Genomic DNA, 18,608 nt, shown 5'->3' on the forward strand with positions numbered 1-18,608 from the left:
CATTAGCTAGATCTTATAAATGCTGTGTATTTACACGGCATTTATTATTTTACGCATAGCAGTAATTCTAATACTCTATAGAAAGTCGTTTAGACAAAATTATCAAGAAATTACGCTTATCGGCACAAGACTAGCTAGCTGGATTATCAGAGGAATTATAGCTATCGCCCAGTATTGAACAATCAAATAACCCAACAAGTATTTTGTTTGTTTATCCTAGAGCTAAGGGAACAGTTGATGAAAGAGGTAATGAACCATGAAAGATAAAATAAAAAATGTTGTAATTGCTGGTGGTGGCACGGCAGGTTGGATGGCAGCAGCAGCATTTGCAAAACTGATCGGAAAAAACCTAAATATCACATTAGTTGAGTCAGATGAAATCTCTACTGTTGGCGTAGGAGAAGCCACAATACCTCCGATCAAAACATTTCACAAATTACTTGGCATTAATGAACAAGAAATAATGCGAGCAACCAACGCTACTTTTAAACTCGGTATAGAATTTGAAAACTGGGGTCTGCAAAATTCAAAATATATTCACTCTTTTGGCGCCACAGGTAAAGAGTGTTGGGCTGGTGAATTTCACCATTTTTGGTTACATGGTCTTCGTAAAGGAATAAAGGCCGACTTTGGTGATTATTGTTATGAACTACAAGCAGCAAAAGCAAATAAATTCGCATTATTAAATAATACTCCAATAAATTATGCTTACCATCTTGACGCTACCCTGTATGCAAAATATTTACGAAAATTTAGTGAGAATTTAGGGGTTACTCGTCTCGAAGGAAAGATTCAACAAGTCAATAAAGATAGTAAAACGGGAAATATAAGTTCACTCACTTTAGCCTCAGGGCAAGTGGTAGAAGGCGATTTCTTTATCGATTGTACCGGCTTTCGTGGACTTTTAATTGAACAAGCGCTTCATACTGGATTTGATGATTGGTCGCATTGGTTACCTTGTGATAGTGCTGTAGCAGTGCAAACTAAAACAGTATCAGCGCCAAAACCCTATACCCGCTCCATTGCACATAATAGTGGTTGGCAATGGCAAATACCTTTGCAAAATCGTGTTGGTAACGGGCTTGTTTTCTGTAGTAAGTATTGCTCCGACGAAGAAGCAATAGCAACATTGAAACAGAATATTGAAGGGGAAATGATTACCGAGCCTAGAGTGATAAAATTTAACACCGGTCGACGTCGCAAGGGTTGGAATAAAAATTGTGTCGCTTTAGGCTTATCAAGTGGTTTTATCGAACCGCTGGAATCAACAAGTATTCATTTAATAATGTCTGGTGTGATCCGCTTATTACGTTTGTTTCCATTTGAAGGCATCTGCCAATCAACTATTGACGAATACAATAGTAAGCTTGATTCAGAGCTAAATGCTGTTCGTGATTTTATTGTTTTACACTATAAAACAACCGAACGCGAAGATACTGATTTCTGGTTACATTGTAAAACAATGGAAATTCCTCCTTCTTTACAGCATAAAATAAAGCTGTTTAAAGAAACTGGTCGTGTATTTTTAGATGATGGAGATATATTCAGGGTTGATTCATGGACTCAAGTATTAATTGGCCAAGGAATAATACCAGAACAATATCATACAATAGCTGAAGTAATGAATGATAAGGAATTAGAGCACTTTATGCATAGCATGAAAAAATCAATTGCTAATGCTGTTGAGAAGTTACCTAGTCACGCAGAGTTTTTAGATAAATATTGTAAGGCCTAAAACCAGTAGACTTATTTGCGATTAGAAAGAGAAAACTAAGTTTACCGCTTAGGTCGACCTTGTGTAAACTTAGTTTCCTTGTGCTTACCGCTCTCACTGCAAATACAGGAATATAGAACAGAAAAAGCCTGCCTTATTCATAATGATTAAAGGTAAAATACACCATTATGTTCTAATAACTGAAGCCTTCGCTTAATCATAAGAGGCATTAACCGCATCAATATTTTTTTATTGAGAGCAACATTAATCAAATCGATCGTCAGTTTTAACGCGATAGATAACGCAAATGGCAGTGTTGCTTTCGCCAGTTTAGTCCCATTTTTTCAAAACACTGTAAACCTATATTTAAGTACTCCATTACTCCACTTTTAATGCCAATAAGGCTTATATTATATCAACTTAGCCTTGGCAAACATCACCACAGCCCATTGATAAGTCGATATTATCTTCATTACAGCCTGCTAGCATTGAGATTACTACCAACCTCAACATAGTCATTTTAGTTCTTTATTGTGTTATTAATTTTTGCATGATGTCTTTCTCATTTAATGATGAATATTCTCACAACTGTGTATCAGAGTAATGACTTGTTCAGCTATTGCTTGATCTTACTGCCAAATATTCCGTAATAAGCAATAAATAAATAACACACAATAGGCAATAAAAATGAAAGTTGCACTCCGATATTATCAGCTAACATGCCTTGAAATAGCGGAATTATCGCACCACCGACAATTGCTAAGCATAAAATACCAGAGCCTTGGCTAGTGTGTTTTCCTAACCCTTGAATAGCTAAACTAAAAATAGTTGGGAACATAATTGAATTGCATAACCCAACAAATAAAATCGAGACCATAGCAAGTGTACCAGAGGAAAAAACAGCTAAGACAATCAGAATCACTGCAACATTAGCATTAAAAAACAAGACGTTACCTGCAGAAACCTTTTGCATTACTGCCGCACCAATAAAGCGTCCTACCATAGCCCCACCCCAATAGTACGCAATATACTTTGCAGCTTGAGATTCTTCTAACCCTGCAATTGTTGGATCGGCGAAAAAGCTAACCAAAAAACTCCCAATGGAAACTTCAGCGCCAACATAAACAAAAATACCTATAGCGCCTAGCACCAAGTGACTATATTGCCATGCACTACCTTCCTTATCGGTAATGTTTATTTGCTGCTCAGCTTCCACTGATGATAAGTCTGGTAGCTTTAACCAAATGAAAATAGCAGCCAGTGTTAGTAACATCGCAGCGAGAAAAATATAAGGCATTTGAACAGACTCAGCGGAAGCTTGTGGTGAAAGAGACTCTGCCGCTTGATTTAATATTAAAAAAGCACCAAAAAAGGGTGCCACGGTAGTACCCAAAGCATTAAACGCTTGAGTCATATTTAATCGAGAGGATGCCGTTTTAGCTTCGCCTAACATGCTAACATAAGGATTAGCCGACACTTGTAATAATGTAATACCGCTAGCCAGTACAAATAAAGCCATTAAAAATATAGAATAACTGTGCATAGCTGCCGCAGGATAAAAACATAAACAACCAATAGCAGCGATCACTAATCCACCAACAATGCCCTTCTGATAACCGAGCTTTTTAACGATCACTCCTGCTGGTAAAGAAACAAGAAAGTAGGCACCAAAAAAGCAAAACTGTATCAACATTGCTTGGCTATAAGTTAACGAAAAAACCCCTTTTAAATGAGGTATTAAAATATCATTTAAACAAGTAATAAAACCCCACATAAAAAAAAGCGATGTCAGAGATGTTAAGGCAAACCGATAATCGGGCTTGTGTTGCGAATTTATATTTGCCGTTGAACCTGGCGAACTTGATAGTATTGTCATAATTTCCCCTCGTAAATTTTCTTATAAGTATTATCACTAAGTAATTTAGCAGTAGCTTTAAACAATACTTAGCTGTGTTTACGTATCTCAATATTTCAAAACGATACTTTCAATATCAAACTGTTAGAAACAAATAAACAGAATAATAAATAAAGTGGTTGACCTAGGTTACAGAAACCACTAACCTTAAATGTAAGCGCTTTCATTTGTTGATTAGAAACGATCTAAACTATTTTATCAAGTGTTTTAACAGCGTATTTCGTTAAGGGTGAAGACAAGTTACCCGAATAAACTTTACTATGTAGGTACAATTTACAATGACAGCTAAACTATCTCTTCCCCTCAATTCAGCAATGCTGACAAAAGATTTTATCTATGGTGTAGCAACAGCTTCATTTCAAATAGAAGGTGGTGCAGATGATCGATTACCCTGCATTTGGGATACATTTTGTAACACCCCCAACAAAGTTATTGATGGCTCTAACGGTTTAATAGCATGTGACCATTTTAATTTATGGCAACAAGACATAGCGTTAATTGAATCACTTGGCGTTGACGCATACCGTTTATCAATTTCTTGGCCAAGAGTTATGACAAAGTCAGGAGAATTAAACCCAGACGGTGTTAATTACTATTTAGCTATTCTGGATGCACTAAAAGCCAAAAACATCAAAGCTTTTGTAACGCTTTATCATTGGGATTTACCACAACACCTAGAAGATGAAGGTGGCTGGTTAAATAGAGAAACCGCTTATAAATTTAGAGATTATGTAAATCTAATTAGCCAAGCTTTTGGCGATCGTGTTTATTCTTATGCAACCCTTAACGAACCTTTTTGTAGTTCATTTTTAGGCTATGAAGTAGGTATTCACGCGCCAGGAAAAGTAGGTAAAGAGTTTGGTAGAAAGGCTGCTCATCATTTATTACTTGCTCATGGTTTAGCCATGGCTGTCTTAACAAAAAACAGTCCAAAATCCAAAAATGGCATTGTTCTTAACTTTACGCCTTGTTATCCAGAATCTGATTCGCAAGCGGATAAAGTAGCCACTGAATTTGCAGACGATTATTTTAATCAATGGTATATTAAGCCAATATACGATGGTGAATACCCTAGCATATTAGCGCAATTACCGACTGAACATCAGCCTGATATTAAAGACGGGGATATGGCTATTATTTCTCATCCAACAGACTTTTTAGGTGTTAACTTTTATACACGTGCTATATACCGTGCTGACGACAAAGAACATTTTTTTCAGATAGAGCCACCTGAACCAAGAACAGATATTGGCTGGGAAATATACCCAAAAGCCTTAAATGAGTTATTAGTTTCATTAAATGAAAAATACACCTTACCACCAATTTATATCACTGAAAATGGTGCAGCTATTGATGACAAAATAGTTGAAGGCGTAGTTAACGACACTGATCGGATAGAATATTATCAGCTTCACTTAAATGCTATTAATGACGCGATAGAGCATGGTGTAGATATAAAAGGATATTTTGCTTGGAGCTTAATGGACAATTTTGAATGGGCTGAAGGCTACTTAAAACGTTTTGGTATTGTTTATGTGGATTACGATAGCCAAGTAAGAACAATTAAAAATAGTGGTTTAGCATATAAAGCATTAATAACTAGTAGATAAACTGAAGGTTCTCGCTAGTTTCCTCAATATTACATTGTAATAACTAGCCCAACTAAAGAATAAAATGATCAATCCTGAATCCAAAAATAAAAATGATAGGTAATCAGATGACTAAACTCCCCTTTTACGAAAAAATAGGTTACGCCATGGGCGATGCCGCAGCTAACTTAGTTTGGCGTGGCGCTTTAGCCTACTTAGCCGTTTTTTATACTGATACTTTTGGCCTAACCGCAGCAGCCGCTGCCATGTTATTTTTGGTGGTACGCCTGTCTGATGGGGTAACCGACATTATTATGGGGATGATCGCAGACAGGACCACAACTCGTTGGGGGAAGTTTAGGCCTTGGATATTATGGTCAACCCCCTTATTAGCATTATTCATGGTATTAAGCTTTACCACACCGGATTTAAGTTATACAGGAAAGTTGGTTTATGCCTATATTACCTACATAGGTTTAACGCTTGCCTATACAGTAAATAACGTGCCCTATTCCGCCTTAATGGGAGTAATGACACCAAGTGATACTGAACGAACTAGCTTATCCGGTTTCCGTTTTGCGGGTGCATTTGCAGGTGGATTACTTGTAATGGGGTTTCTACCTGATTTAGTTGCTTATTTTGGTGCTGGTAATGATGCTCAAGGTTATCAATATACTATGTATCTTTTTGCCGTAATTTTAATTTTATTAATGGTGACAACATTCGCTACAACAAAAGAACGTGTAATACCCAACCTTGATAAATCTAATAACCTAAAATCTGAATTAATTGACTTAAGTAAAAACCTTCCTTTTATTATTCTACCGTTATTAGCCATGACATTATTCTTCTATTATCGAGACCTCTATAGCGGAATATTTTTCGTGATAATAATGGGTTCCATGTGGCTAATTATTAAGAAGTTACTCAATAATACCCCAGAGGATTTAAGTGGTACACAAAGAGATATGGTTGATTTATTAACCAACAAACCTTGGTTAATATTACTTGGTATGGGCTTTATAACCATGCTATTTAACGGCATTAAATATGGCACTATTGCCTACTACTTTAAATACCATGTGGGAAGTGAACTGTTAGCAGGAAAGTATTTTGTTATATTATTACTAGCCTCTATATTAGGAGCATTATCAACAAGTTATTTAGCAAAAAAATTAGGTAAACGTAAATTATTTATTGTGTCACTTATACTAAGTGGCATGCTAACAGCAGCTTTTTATTGGGTGCCTCGAGGTAACCTTACGGCTATTTTTGTGTTAGGCGGAGTTGCTGAATTTTTCGCAGCCATCATGCCAACGTTATATTTCACCATGCTAGGTGATTCAGCCGATTACTCTGAGTGGAAAAATGGACGTCGTGCGACAGGTTTAATTTATTCTGCCGGCACTTTTGTTCAAAAAACCGGTGGCGGCTTTGCTGGTGCGCTGGTGTTAGTGGTGCTTGCTGGTTATGGCTACGATGGCATGGATAAATCAACTATTGAAGCATCTTTACCAGGTATGCAATTACTGATGAGTTGGATTCCTGCTGCATTCGCATTCGCAGGTGCTGCATTAATGATGATTTACCCTCTTTCAAGTACCAACAATAAACAGATTAGTGACGATTTAACTAAAAGGCGAGCCTTAGTGTGAGCGCATGAGAACTCTCGCTAGGCTCTGTAATTATTTATTATAGAGTCATATAGATTCAACTAGTTTAAGCTTTGTTTATTATGCTAAAATCGCTTTTTTTTTTGAAGCCATCATTTAATGACGGATCACATATTGTAAGGTTAACATGGCGACAATTTATGAAGTATCAAGCTTGGCAGGTGTTTCACTAGCTACGGTTTCACGTGTTATTAATAATAATACTCGCGTTAGTGACAAAACACGTAAGAAAGTTGAAGAAGCTATGTCAGAACTAGGTTACCGCCCGAATTCTATTGCTCAATCGTTAGCCTCTAACCGTACAAACAGCGTTGGTATTTTAGTTTCTGAATTGCATGGCCCCTTCTTTGGTCAGATGATGGCAGGTATTGAATCTGAACTAAGAGCGGCAGGTAAGCACGTTATTATCACCACTGGACACAGTGAAGAAGATAGAGAAAAAGAAGGCATCGACTTTTTAATATCTCGTAATTGTGATGCGTTGATCGTCCATCTAGAAGGTTTGACTGATGAGTATATCATCAACCTTTCAAAAGGCAGTACGCCCATCTACTTCATGAGTAAAATAATCCCTGAACTAGAAGAAAATTGTATTTATCTAGATAATGAACTTGGCGGCTACCTTGCCGCTAAAGCACTTATTGATAAAGGGCATACTCAAATTGCTTACATTTCTGGTCCAAAATTTAAGCCTGATTCAAAAGACAGACTTATAGGTCATAAACGTGCTCTTTCTGAACATAACTTAGCATTCAATGACGAACTATATTTTGAAGGAGACTTCAAAGAAACGGGTGGTAAAGCCGGACTTAAACAGTTTTTAACTAAAAAACTGGCTTTCACAGCTTTAGTTTGTGCTAATGATGAAATGGCCTCAGGGGCAATGACTTATGCGCGCGAACATGGCTTTGCCTTACCGCAAGATTTATCCATTATAGGCTTTGATAATATTATCTTTTCGCGCCACATTTACCCAAAACTAACAACAATTGATAACCCTGTTTATGACATGGGACATATGGCGGCAAAATTAGTTTTAAAAAATGTTTATCAACAGAAAAACTTAACAATTAATCACTCTTTTGAACCAGCACTTATCAATCGGGATTCTATCGCTCAACTATAACATGAATAAGAAAACGTTAATATTGTGCCAATACTTACAGCATCTAAGTTTTAAAGTATTGGCACAATCAGAGTTACTTTATTTCAGACTTACCATTTAACAAGCTTCATATCTAACCAGCTTAATAAACTCAACAACATCTGCACTATATTTATCGGCAATAAAGCCATTTTGGCAATCGGCATGGATATAGCCTTGATAATCAATCCCTAAATAATAAAATGTCTTGCTAAATGTAGCTAAAAAATTACAATCAGCCTCTATGCTCGCCGATGTACAAACCACATAACTGGTTTTATTACGCAACTGATGCCCAAAGTCTTTTAATTCTTCCCGCTCTAATAAATCAGTCGTTCTATCAATAAAAACTTTCATCTGCGCGCTAGCAGCGTACCAATAAATAGGTGTAGCAAAAATGATTTTTTTATACTGTAAAATGTTATTCATCACCGACATAAAATCATCATTAGCATTGTTATGCTTATAATCGTAAGGAGAAATATTTTTTTCTGAAAGATCAATTACATCAATAGCTAACTCGCCACTAATCCAATCTATTAATTTTTTAGTATTTCCATTTGATCTTGCGCTAGCAAAAACAGCAATAGTATCTGTCATCTATCGTTCCTAATGTCCGGTATCATAGTTATAAATTTATTAAGTTCAGCGTCGCTCAACGAAAGTAAAGCACTAATCATCATTATTTCGCTCTTCTGGTAAATCACTCAAATATTGAACAAATTCAATTTCATAACCATTAGAGTCTAAAAAATAAACATTTTTTCTAAACGTATTAACAGCCCCCGGTTTAGCTATTTCAAAGCCAACTTTTTTTAAACGAAGAATTACCGCCTCAAGGTTATTTGTTACAAACGAAAAATGCGCTAGCCCAACTTGATGACCACTTAAATCACGGTTTTCACCAATGCCATTATCATTCAGCGCAATGTATTGATAATCATCACCAAAATGCAGCCAATTACGCTCTATACCAGACCACTGATTAACCCCTTCACTTCTAATTTTCCAATGTGGTAACGCTGCTTGATAAAAACGCAGTGACTCTTTAATGTCGCTGACTACTAAATTTATATGTTCTAACCTCATATTTCTTACTTCCTATTTCTTAAAGATGATGCCACTATAAAACCTCAAGCTAAGTTGAGGTAAAGTGTTTTATTCATTTATTTTGGAGGCAATATGGAAGAAGCAAATTTAACGGTAGGGAAAGTCGCAAAGCGATGCGGTGTGAAAGTATCAGCACTGCACTTTTATGAAGAGAAAGGCTTAATTCACAGCTTGCGAAATCAAGGTAACCAACGTCGATATAAAAAAGAAGTGTTGCGGCGAGTTTCATTGATCAAAGCAGCACAAAAAATGGGCATAAGTTTAGCAAATATCAAACAAGCTTTATCAACTTTGCCAGATAATAGAACACCCACTGCTGATGATTGGTCGGTACTAGCCTTAAATTGGCAGCAAGAGTTGAATGATAGAATTCGTTATATGGAAAATATGAGAGACTACCTAACGGGCTGCATAGGCTGTGGTTGCTTATCTATGAAAAGTTGTCCGCTCTACAATGAAGATGACAAATTATCGGCACAAGGAACAGGTCCCGTTATATTAGATAAAAGTATTAGATAAAAACTTATCGAATACCGTTAATTAGCTATATTGGTAATTAACGATATTTACACCTAAACTTATTAGCATTTTTTTAATGCTCGTAAGCTTCTGCTAAACTGACGCTGCTAACATTAAAATTAAGATTTGACCTATGCAACGACCACCACTTCGACAAGCAAAAAATATCGACAACGTATTCAATAGTGCCTATTGGCATCTAAGCCAACAAGATTTTACTATTGCTGAAATTCGTAGCAAGTTAGAGCGAAAAACGGAAAACATTGAATGGATAGAGACTGTTATTACCCAGCTTATAGAGCGTGGCTATTTAAAAAATAACCTTGAATTTACCATACGTTATTGCGAGTCTGCATTTAACAATGAAATAGGAAAAGCTGCGGTACAACACAAATTAAAAATGCGTGGGATATCGTCAAGTGATATTGAAAAAGCAATCGAGCAAGTGGTTGAAGAACAAGATATTAATTTCAATGAAATGGCAAGTAATCGGCTACAGTCTCGCTATATAACGTTTGAAGGAACGAGCAAGGAAAAAGTTTACGCTCAAATGACAACCCGAGGCTTTTCTCGCTCACAGATAGATCAAGCGTTATCACAACACCCAGCCCAGGCAACATTACGCAGTAAAATGGCAATAAAAGCTGAAAAAGCTGAGCTTGCCACTGAAATTATGAAGTTATACCGAAAAGGCAAAGGACAAACGCTTATCCTTAATGAACTCAAGCAAAACCTTATTGATGTGAGTGAGTTTGAAGAAACCCTATACCAACTGACCCTGGCCGGAGACATCGACTTTCACCAAAGTTGTAAAGAGCAATTGGCTAAAAAGAAATACGATTTATCTGATTACAAAGACAAATCTAAGGCCTATGCTTATTTATCACGCAAAGGTTTTACTAGTGATGACATAAAAGAAGTGATGACATTAGATATCGAATAGCTCCTTTAGTTAAACTTAAAACTAACTTTTTATAACCCCTTTATTTATCAAGTACTTTTCTATTTCATCTGTATGAGGTTTAAATGCGCGCCAACGACCTATAGCTTTATTATTAAGGGGCTGGCGAACTTGTACTTTGCTTGCCGTAGAAACTGGAGCATCATTTAAATGAAAATCGATACAAGCGTGTTGCCATTCTATATCACAAAATTCCACTAAGCTTTTTATTTCTTGATCGGGGTTCGCCACTAACTCTTCATATTTTACTAGCTTAATAGTGTTATGAAGTGATTGAAAGTGCTCAACGAGTTTATGAAAACGACTGTAAAACTTGGCAGTATCGAGTAAATTTAACGAATAACTATAGTAAGGATTATTAATTGAAAATAACTGACGATAATTGCCAATACAGGTATCCATAGGATCTCGTAACAAACAAATAATTTTAGCATTTGGTAAAGCTTTGGTGATTAAGTCGATATAATAAAAGTTAAATGGTAATTTATCTATAAAGTGTTTACTTCCTCCGGTTACTACACGCGTAGATTGTAAGTAACTACTTCCTAACTGTTCGTAGTTTAGTAAGTATGCTTGGTTAAGTGTTTCTATATCGAGCACATGCGGCGAAGGCGTTTGAGTCAGCTTCTTTACACATAAACCAAAGTCTTGTAATTCACCTGCCGATTGCACATCGCTATGACTTGATAAAATTCGCTCAACAAGGGTTGTTCCTGAACGTGGCATACCTAATACAAAGATAGGTTCACATGTTGGATTACCTGTACTTTTAAGCTGTTGATTATCTTCACTCAGTTTTTTAATGTGCTCAAATAACTCATTAGAAGTATTATTATCAAATGGTGCTTGATGATGTTTTGCCATCTTTCCTTGCAGTAATGCTAAATAGGCCGAATTAAAGTCACCTATATCTTGATATTCTTTTGCAAGTGCATGACCGATATGCAGTAGAGCATCAGGACTTGATACCTGCTTTGCTATTTTTTCTAATCTTGCTATATGATTTTTATCTACATTAGCTTTCGTTAGATCAGCAAGGGCGAAGTGGCTCTGATGGTGCAAAGGATTGAGTATAATAGCCTGTTCAAATGCCCTTTCTGCTTTTGTAAATAAACCTAGGAATTTAGCGCACACGCCATAGTTATAATAAAACTGCGAATATTGTGGTTTATCGGTATCACATAGCGTTAAGGCACGCTCAAAATATTCTACAGCGTATTCATGTAACCCAACTTGAGTTAATGCTACACCTAAAGTATCAGCATCCAAAGCAAGTGTTATACTATTTAGTGGAATTCTTAATGCTGTTTTTTTAGCAAGCTCTAATTGCCCTGTAATTGCATAACACTTTGCTAATTGAGCGGTATATTCTATCCGACTATCACCAAATGATAGTGTTCTTTCTAGTAAACCAATTGCTTTTTTAATTTGTCCAACACGTAAATTAACCATCGCCATCAAAAAATATCCATCGGCAAAATCTGGTTTAAGCGTCACTAATTCAACCAGCGCTTTGTGCGCCTGTTGTATATTACCTTGATTAAGATCGCGTATCGCATTTTGATGAAGTTGTTTTAAGCGTATTTCCATATTTTTACTATGTAGAACTTACTGTTATAGGTTACAAAATAAAAAAGGCTCAAATAAATTTGAGCCTTTTTTGTTAACTTAATTATAAACTATATTTCAAATTTATAATTGAATTTAACACCAACAGTTAATGGCCTGTTTATAAAATAACCATAATTACGTTGAATTTCTGTGCCATTCGCTGTAGTGATGTCAGCATTTGAACGGCGTACCGACGTAACTGCATATTTGTTAAATAAATTATCAACATAAAAAGTAGTCGACCAATTATCAGCTGTTAACTTAGCTGAAATATTACTTAAAGCATAACCGGATAAGCTTTCGCCATTATCATGTAATCCTACTTTAGTAATGGCATCACTTTGCGCTGTTAAGCCATAGTTAATATCAAGCACTTTATCGTCAAACACTTCTGTTTGATAGTTGATACCTAATGAAAACTGATGTTCAGGAGACCCTGGAAGTCTATCGCCATCTTCAGCACCATCAGTACCGTCAGTATTAAACAGGAATGGCGCATCGGTAGTTAACTCAGCTTTAGTATAAGCATATGTTGCAAAAGCGGTAAGTGAATCACTTATTATTGCGCGACTTGAAACTTCTAATCCTTTCGCATTAGCTGAACCAGCATTTGAAATAAACGGCAATTGGCCAACCTCTGTTGCACCACTAACTTGTGCATCCTCCCAATCTACATTAAAGATGGCAGCATTAAAATGTAGTTTATTCTTCAACCACGTACTCTTGAAACCAAGTTCATAGTTTGTGGTTGTATCAGCATCATAAAGTTTGTTATCTGCTTGAACACAACCCGATTGATTTGCAGGTAAAGGGTCTGGACATACGACTATCGCGTTAGAACCACCAATGCGATAACCTTCACTGACCGTTGCATAAGCCATAACAGTATCTGTAAATTGATATTTAGCATTAAATTTTAATAAGTTTCCGTCATCTTTTGCATTATTCTCTTCAAATATTAGGCTTATATCATCTGGGCCAGCGCCACCGAATACTGTATTAAATAATGGAAAATCTACCGCCGACTCAGCCTCGATTTCATATTTATAAAATCGAGCCCCTAAAGTCACATTGAGTTTTTCTGTCACTTGGTAAGCCAACTCACCGAATATAGCCGACTCTGTTATTTCACTGTTATCTACAGAGAAATACTCAAGTTCGTCAGGACGAATTTGATCACCACCAAACTCATCAACAGCAAACTGACCAAATCCTGGAGTAAATTCCTTACTAGTGGCATCTAATTCAAGTTTGTTATAATACAAACCAACAATCCAGCTAAAATCACTTTCAGATTTTGATACTAAGCGTAACTCTTGAGTAAACGTATCTTGTTCTTCTTCTTCACGTGTAAACGCTGAAAACGCTGGAAACTCTTCATAACCATAATCTAAACGAATTAATAAATCTGTTTGATCGCGTTGACCATCCGCCTCAAAGCTTGATATACCAGTAGCAGATACTAACTCTGCAAAGCCTAAATCAGCTTTTAATTCTAAGCTAAGTAATTGATCTTCTTTCTCACGTGGCTCTTGATAACGATAAGCTGATTCATATTTCCCCACTAAACCACTTAATCCGTTATCTGCACTCAGTGAATTGTAATGAACAATTGAACGACCTTCACTGTCTTGATTTTGGTAAAAATAGTTTAATGTACCTTCAAATACATCACTTGGCTTCCATCGCACAGAAATACGTGCAGATGTAGTCGTTTCACCATTAGCATCTGTTGCTTGTGTTAAATTATCATTAACAGCTTCGCTATCAGTCCAATCAGGATCCGGTAGAGATACACCTGGTTCACTCAACACATAGTTGTAGTCAATAAAACCGGGATCTTCATATATATTTAAACTTGCACGAACAGCAAGTTCGTCATCAATCAGCGGCATGTTAAAAATAAAACCGCCTTCACCACCTAAAGAATCACTCTCTTTATTTTGGAATAAATCACCGTATATCTCACCAGACGTATAATCAAGTTCAGGGGCTTTTAAAATATAACGAATCGCGCCACCTAAAGTACCGGCTCCATATAATGTACCTTGTGGCCCAATAAGCACTTCAACGCGTTCAACATCAACTAAACGCATATCAATGGCAACAGGTATTTCATTAATATAGGTTGCAACGGTACCACCATCTGAATCAGGTCCTGATGAATTAGTATTTAAACCGCGTACTATAATAGGAGATCCTGAACGACCACCTTGGTCTGTAATGTTTAAACCCGGAACCCAACGAGCAACATCAGCTAATTCGCTGATATTTTGATTAGCCAATAGGTCACCATCAAGCGCAGTAATATTTAGAGGAGCTTCTTGTACACTGCCACTTCTTCGTGTCGCGCTTACTTGAATTATTTCTAATGATTTATCTTCTACAACTGTTTTTTCTTGTGCAAAAACAGTGCTTGGAATCAGTATTGTTCCAGATAATACCCCTGAAACAGCCAACGCCAATGTGCTCGGTTTAAACATTAAATCATTCCTCAGATCTTCGACTTTATTAAAGATATTGAGTCTACCGATTAATGTTCCGTTTAAAAAGGCAATATAAATGAATTAAATTTACCTGATAGGTTAATTATATTCTTCTATCCTATTCTATTGATATTTAAGAACAATAAATAAACCACCTTCCTTTATCCAACATTTACATAGCTATAGATATAGTGCTTTGCTACATTTAAACGAATAAAATTGCCCTATAAGAAAAAATTTATGAAAAAAACATTATTATCAACTTCCCTTGCATTATTGTGTATTACTAGCTTACAAACACATGCCGTTACTTACATTACAGCAAAAGCCATGCTTGACGTGCAAAACGGTAAACTCATCACATCTCCTCTAGTAACGATTGATAATGGAAAAATCATAGCCGTTGAACGCAATAAAAAACCTTCGATTAAAGAAAGTGATGAATATATTCAATTACCTGAACTTACGTTAATCCCTGGCTTAATGGATATGCACGTACATTTAACCAGTGATCCTACTGTATCTCGAAGTGAACGCTTAGGACAGTCTGTCCCTCGCATGGCAATTAAAGCATCTTACTTTGCCAAGAAAACATTAGAGGCTGGTTTTACCACTGTTCGAAATGTCGGAGCTGCAGGCTATAGCGTAATAGCAGTACGTGATGGAATTAACGCAGGAGATATTGTTGGTCCACGCATTTGGGCTGCTGGTCCATCACTTGGTATAACAGGCGGACATTGTGATAATAATCGCTTACCTCCAGAGCTAAAACATACAGCTGAAGGTGTTGCAGATGGTCCTTGGAATGTGCGTATTAAAGTACGTGAAAACATTAAGTACGGTGCTAATGCCATTAAATTTTGTGCAACCGGTGGTGTATTCTCAAAAGGAACAAAAGTCGGTGTACAACAATATTCACTAGCTGAAATGACAGCAATTGTGGAAGAAGCTCATATGCGTGACCTACCCGTTGCTGCACATGCTCATGGCACAAGTGGAATAAAAGCCGCAATAAAAGCGGGTGTAGATAGTGTAGAACACGTTAGCTTTTTAGATGATGAAGCAATTACACTCGCTTTAAAACATGGCACCTGGTTTTCTATGGATATTTATAATACTGAGTACACCCTCACCTATGGTGAGCAAAATGGGGTTGACGAAGAGAACTTAAATAAAGAACGTCAGGTATCTAAAAAGCAGCGCGATAGTTTTAGTCGTGCGGTAAAAGCAGGTGTAAAAATGGTGTTTGGTACTGATGCGGCTATTTACCCTCACGGCGATAACGCAAAGCAGTTTTCTCGCATGGTTAAATTTGGTATGACTGAGTTACAAGCTATTCAAGCGGCTACCATTAACAGTGCTAGATTATTAAAAATGGATAAAGAGCTAGGGCAAATTAAAAAGGGATTCGCGAGTGATATAATTGCTGTTAAAGGTAACCCTTTAGAAGACATTAGTACTTTAGAAAATATACCTTTTGTGATGAAAGCAGGTGTTGTTTATAAACAATAAGCGCATATCAGAGCAAGCAAGATAACAAAAAGCCCAAATACTACTATTTGGGCTTTAGAACATCAGGGTGATGCGTAGAGTAAATTGTCTAATTCAAGGCGCTTAATTGCGACGTTTAGTGTTTCTTAAACGAGCAATTAAGCAACGCAGAAGTAGGCGATTTAATCAAGCATGATTTACATCATGCCTCCCATCCCCCCCATACCGCCCATGCCGCCCATATCAGGCATTGCAGGAGCGCCAGCATCTTTAACTGGTGCATCTGTGATCATAGCTTCGGTAGTTAGCATTAAACCAGCAACAGATGCAGCAAACTGAAGTGCTGAACGCGTTACTTTAGTTGGGTCAAGAATACCCATTTCTAACATATCACCATAAGAGCTGTTACCGGCATTATAACCATAGTTACCTTTACCGTTACGTACCTCATTTAACACAACTGATGCTTCGTCACCTGAGTTAGTTGCAATTTGACGTAATGGAGCAGACATTGCACGAATAGCCACGTTAATACCGTGTGTTTGATCTTCGTTAATACCCTCAAGATCTTTAATAGTTTCAGCAACTCTCACAAGTGCTACACCACCACCGGCAACAACGCCCTCTTCTACCGCAGCACGAGTTGCATGTAATGCATCTTCAACACGGGCTTTTTTCTCTTTCATTTCCATTTCAGTGGCTGCGCCAACTTTGATGACGGCAACACCGCCAGCTAATTTAGCTAAACGTTCTTGCAGTTTTTCTTTATCGTAATCTGAAGAAGAGTCTTCAATTTGACCACGAATTTGAGCAACACGTGCTTGAATGTCAGCTTCCTCGCCAACGCCATCAATAATAGTGGTGTTGTCTTTAGAAATGATTACACGCTTAGCTTGACCTAAATCTTCTAATGTTGCTTTTTCAAGTTCCATACCGATTTCTTCAGAAATAACAGTACCGCCTGTTAGCGTAGCTACATCTTGTAACATTGCTTTACGACGATCACCAAAACCTGGTGCTTTTACGGCTGCAACTTTCACAATACCGCGCATGTTGTTAACAACTAATGTTGCTAATGCTTCGCCTTCAACATCTTCAGCAATAATAAGTAAAGGTTTACCTGCTTTAGCAACGGCTTCTAAAGTCGTTAATAATTCACGAATGTTCGCAACTTTTTTATCAACAAGTAGAATGAATGGATTTTCTAATTCAACCGTGCCACTTTCTTGGTTAGTCATAAAGTAAGGTGATAAGTAACCACGATCAAACTGCATACCTTCAACAACATCAAGCTCATCAGTTAGCGCTTGACCTTCTTCAACAGTAATAACACCTTCAGTGCCTACTTTATCCATTGCTGTTGCAATGATTTTACCAACAGTTTCATCAGAGTTAGCAGAAATAGTACCTACTTGCTCAATAGCTTTATTATCAGTTACTGGTGAAGAAAGGTCTTTTAATGCAGCAACAGCAGCGATTACTGCTTTATCGATACCACGCTTAAGATCCATTGGGTTCATACCCGCAGCAATCGATTTTAAACCTTCATTAACAATAGCTTGAGCTAAAACAGTAGCAGTAGTTGTACCATCACCTGCTTCATCATTGGCTTTAGAAGCAACTTCTTTCACCATTTGTGCGCCCATGTTTTCAAACTTGTCTTCAAGTTCAATTTCTTTAGCAACACTTACACCATCTTTAGTGATCGTTGGACCACCAAAAGATTTGTCTAATACTACGTTACGACCTTTAGGGCCTAATGTTACTTTTACCGCGTCAGCTAAAATGTTTACGCCTCTAAGCATTTTTACTCTAGCGTCGTTACCAAATAATACGTCTTTTGCAGCCATGTTATTTCTTCCTATTTTTTGTGAATTTAGATGGAGCAATGCTCTACATCAAATTAAATACTTAATTATTGAGCTTACTCAACAATTGCTAAAATGTCTGATTCTGAAAGGATCAATACTTCTTCGCCGTCAATTTTCTCAGCTTTCATACCGTAACCTTCAGAGAAAATTACTTGGTCACCAATTTTTACGTCTAATGGGCGTACATCACCATTTTCTAAAATACGACCCTTACCAACAGCCACGACTTCAGCGCGAGTTGATTTTTCTGCTGCACTGCCTGTTAGCACAATGCCACCGGCTGATTTAGATTCAACTTCTTTACGTTTTACAATTACGCGATCATGTAATGGACGAATGCTCATTTATTTTCTCCTGAGAATTATTGGTTATAACAAATATGTTTGTGTGTAATTAATGGGGTTAAAAAAATACTTCACAAGTCTTTACTGTATTTTTTTGATTATTTAACTTTAACTCTGTTTTTAAAAACTTTAACTGATTGAAAAATATTAATTTAATGTTCGATTAGTTATATGGTCAGA

The 18,608-nt window shown here is 36.9% G+C and carries 14 protein-coding genes; 7 read left to right on the forward strand and 7 right to left on the reverse strand.

What is annotated here, in order from left to right; genetic code table 11:
• The first annotated feature begins 256 nt into the window (after nucleotides 1–256).
• Nucleotides 257–1,735: a tryptophan halogenase family protein gene (locus Q4496_RS04015; RefSeq protein ID WP_303609977.1), complete on the forward strand. Its 1,479-nt coding sequence runs from the start codon at nucleotides 257–259 to the stop codon at nucleotides 1,733–1,735.
• A gap of 595 nt (nucleotides 1,736–2,330) precedes the next feature.
• Here Q4496_RS04015 and Q4496_RS04020 read toward each other — a convergent pair.
• Entirely contained in the window at nucleotides 2,331–3,590 is a 1,260-nt protein-coding gene (locus Q4496_RS04020; protein WP_215972205.1) for a sugar MFS transporter, read from the reverse strand.
• 317 nt (nucleotides 3,591–3,907) lie between these two features.
• Here Q4496_RS04020 and Q4496_RS04025 point away from each other — a divergent pair, with 317 nt between their 5' ends.
• The 3 genes from Q4496_RS04025 (at nucleotide 3,908) to Q4496_RS04035 (ending at nucleotide 8,017) form a co-directional block, all read left to right on the forward strand.
• On the forward strand, nucleotides 3,908–5,239 hold the full coding sequence (locus Q4496_RS04025) for a GH1 family beta-glucosidase (protein WP_303601423.1): 1,332 nt from the start codon (nucleotides 3,908–3,910) through the stop codon (nucleotides 5,237–5,239).
• Nucleotides 5,240–5,346: 107 nt separating this feature from the next.
• Nucleotides 5,347–6,873, forward strand: a complete 1,527-nt coding sequence (locus tag Q4496_RS04030; protein WP_215972207.1) for an MFS transporter — start codon at nucleotides 5,347–5,349, stop codon at nucleotides 6,871–6,873.
• Between the two features lie 145 nt (nucleotides 6,874–7,018).
• Nucleotides 7,019–8,017 carry a LacI family DNA-binding transcriptional regulator gene (locus Q4496_RS04035; protein WP_215972208.1) on the forward strand — a complete coding sequence of 333 codons (999 nt, stop codon included), beginning with the start codon at nucleotides 7,019–7,021 and terminating at the stop codon, nucleotides 8,015–8,017.
• A gap of 96 nt (nucleotides 8,018–8,113) precedes the next feature.
• Here Q4496_RS04035 and Q4496_RS04040 read toward each other — a convergent pair whose 3' ends face one another.
• Together Q4496_RS04040 and Q4496_RS04045 are read right to left on the reverse strand one after the other, a co-directional pair.
• Complete coding sequence (locus Q4496_RS04040; protein ID WP_303609978.1) at nucleotides 8,114–8,635, reverse strand: flavodoxin family protein; 522 nt, start codon at nucleotides 8,633–8,635, stop codon at nucleotides 8,114–8,116.
• A gap of 72 nt (nucleotides 8,636–8,707) precedes the next feature.
• Nucleotides 8,708–9,124: a VOC family protein gene (locus Q4496_RS04045; RefSeq protein ID WP_215972210.1), complete on the reverse strand. Its 417-nt coding sequence runs from the start codon at nucleotides 9,122–9,124 to the stop codon at nucleotides 8,708–8,710.
• A gap of 93 nt (nucleotides 9,125–9,217) precedes the next feature.
• Here Q4496_RS04045 and soxR point away from each other — a divergent pair, with 93 nt between their 5' ends.
• On the forward strand, nucleotides 9,218–9,664 hold the full coding sequence (gene soxR, locus Q4496_RS04050) for a redox-sensitive transcriptional activator SoxR (RefSeq protein WP_215972211.1): 447 nt from the start codon (nucleotides 9,218–9,220) through the stop codon (nucleotides 9,662–9,664).
• Between the two features lie 133 nt (nucleotides 9,665–9,797).
• On the forward strand, nucleotides 9,798–10,607 hold the full coding sequence (locus Q4496_RS04055) for a RecX family transcriptional regulator (RefSeq protein ID WP_215972212.1): 810 nt from the start codon (nucleotides 9,798–9,800) through the stop codon (nucleotides 10,605–10,607).
• 21 nt (nucleotides 10,608–10,628) lie between these two features.
• Here the strand turns inward: Q4496_RS04055 and Q4496_RS04060 are convergent, their stop codons facing one another.
• Both Q4496_RS04060 and Q4496_RS04065 read right to left on the reverse strand, forming a co-directional pair.
• Nucleotides 10,629–12,215, reverse strand: coding sequence for a sulfotransferase (locus Q4496_RS04060; RefSeq protein ID WP_215972213.1), 1,587 nt, complete (start codon nucleotides 12,213–12,215; stop codon nucleotides 10,629–10,631).
• Between the two features lie 89 nt (nucleotides 12,216–12,304).
• Entirely contained in the window at nucleotides 12,305–14,719 is a 2,415-nt protein-coding gene (locus Q4496_RS04065; RefSeq protein ID WP_215972214.1) for a TonB-dependent receptor, read from the reverse strand.
• A gap of 243 nt (nucleotides 14,720–14,962) precedes the next feature.
• Between Q4496_RS04065 and Q4496_RS04070 the strand changes: the two genes are divergently transcribed.
• Nucleotides 14,963–16,234, forward strand: a complete 1,272-nt coding sequence (locus tag Q4496_RS04070) for an amidohydrolase family protein (RefSeq protein ID WP_215972215.1) — start codon at nucleotides 14,963–14,965, stop codon at nucleotides 16,232–16,234.
• A gap of 176 nt (nucleotides 16,235–16,410) precedes the next feature.
• Here Q4496_RS04070 and groL read toward each other — a convergent pair whose 3' ends face one another.
• Entirely contained in the window at nucleotides 16,411–18,063 is a 1,653-nt protein-coding gene (gene groL, locus Q4496_RS04075; RefSeq protein ID WP_215972216.1) for a chaperonin GroEL, read from the reverse strand.
• 74 nt (nucleotides 18,064–18,137) lie between these two features.
• Nucleotides 18,138–18,428: a co-chaperone GroES gene (locus Q4496_RS04080; protein ID WP_215972217.1), complete on the reverse strand. Its 291-nt coding sequence runs from the start codon at nucleotides 18,426–18,428 to the stop codon at nucleotides 18,138–18,140.
• Nucleotides 18,429–18,608: the final 180 nt, after the last annotated feature.

Origin of the sequence: Colwellia sp. 5_MG-2023, assembly GCF_030547795.1 — a bacterium.
GTDB lineage: Bacteria > Pseudomonadota > Gammaproteobacteria > Enterobacterales > Alteromonadaceae > Colwellia.

Bases quoted from the DNA above. Each gene is read 5' to 3' on its own strand.
- Q4496_RS04045 (WP_215972210.1), bottom strand. From the start codon at position 9,124: ATGAGGTTAGAACATATAAATTTAGTAGTCAGCGACATTAAAGAGTCA.
- Q4496_RS04070 (WP_215972215.1), top strand. From the start codon at position 14,963: ATGAAAAAAACATTATTATCAACTTCCCTTGCATTATTGTGTATTACT.
- Q4496_RS04060 (WP_215972213.1), bottom strand. From the start codon at position 12,215: ATGGAAATACGCTTAAAACAACTTCATCAAAATGCGATACGCGATCTT.
- Q4496_RS04020 (WP_215972205.1), bottom strand. From the start codon at position 3,590: ATGACAATACTATCAAGTTCGCCAGGTTCAACGGCAAATATAAATTCG.
- Q4496_RS04025 (WP_303601423.1), top strand. From the start codon at position 3,908: ATGACAGCTAAACTATCTCTTCCCCTCAATTCAGCAATGCTGACAAAA.
- Q4496_RS04065 (WP_215972214.1), bottom strand. From the start codon at position 14,719: ATGTTTAAACCGAGCACATTGGCGTTGGCTGTTTCAGGGGTATTATCT.
- Q4496_RS04055 (WP_215972212.1), top strand. From the start codon at position 9,798: ATGCAACGACCACCACTTCGACAAGCAAAAAATATCGACAACGTATTC.
- Q4496_RS04040 (WP_303609978.1), bottom strand. From the start codon at position 8,635: ATGACAGATACTATTGCTGTTTTTGCTAGCGCAAGATCAAATGGAAAT.
- Q4496_RS04030 (WP_215972207.1), top strand. From the start codon at position 5,347: ATGACTAAACTCCCCTTTTACGAAAAAATAGGTTACGCCATGGGCGAT.
- groL (WP_215972216.1), bottom strand. From the start codon at position 18,063: ATGGCTGCAAAAGACGTATTATTTGGTAACGACGCTAGAGTAAAAATG.
- Q4496_RS04015 (WP_303609977.1), top strand. From the start codon at position 257: ATGAAAGATAAAATAAAAAATGTTGTAATTGCTGGTGGTGGCACGGCA.
- Q4496_RS04035 (WP_215972208.1), top strand. From the start codon at position 7,019: ATGGCGACAATTTATGAAGTATCAAGCTTGGCAGGTGTTTCACTAGCT.
- Q4496_RS04080 (WP_215972217.1), bottom strand. From the start codon at position 18,428: ATGAGCATTCGTCCATTACATGATCGCGTAATTGTAAAACGTAAAGAA.
- soxR (WP_215972211.1), top strand. From the start codon at position 9,218: ATGGAAGAAGCAAATTTAACGGTAGGGAAAGTCGCAAAGCGATGCGGT.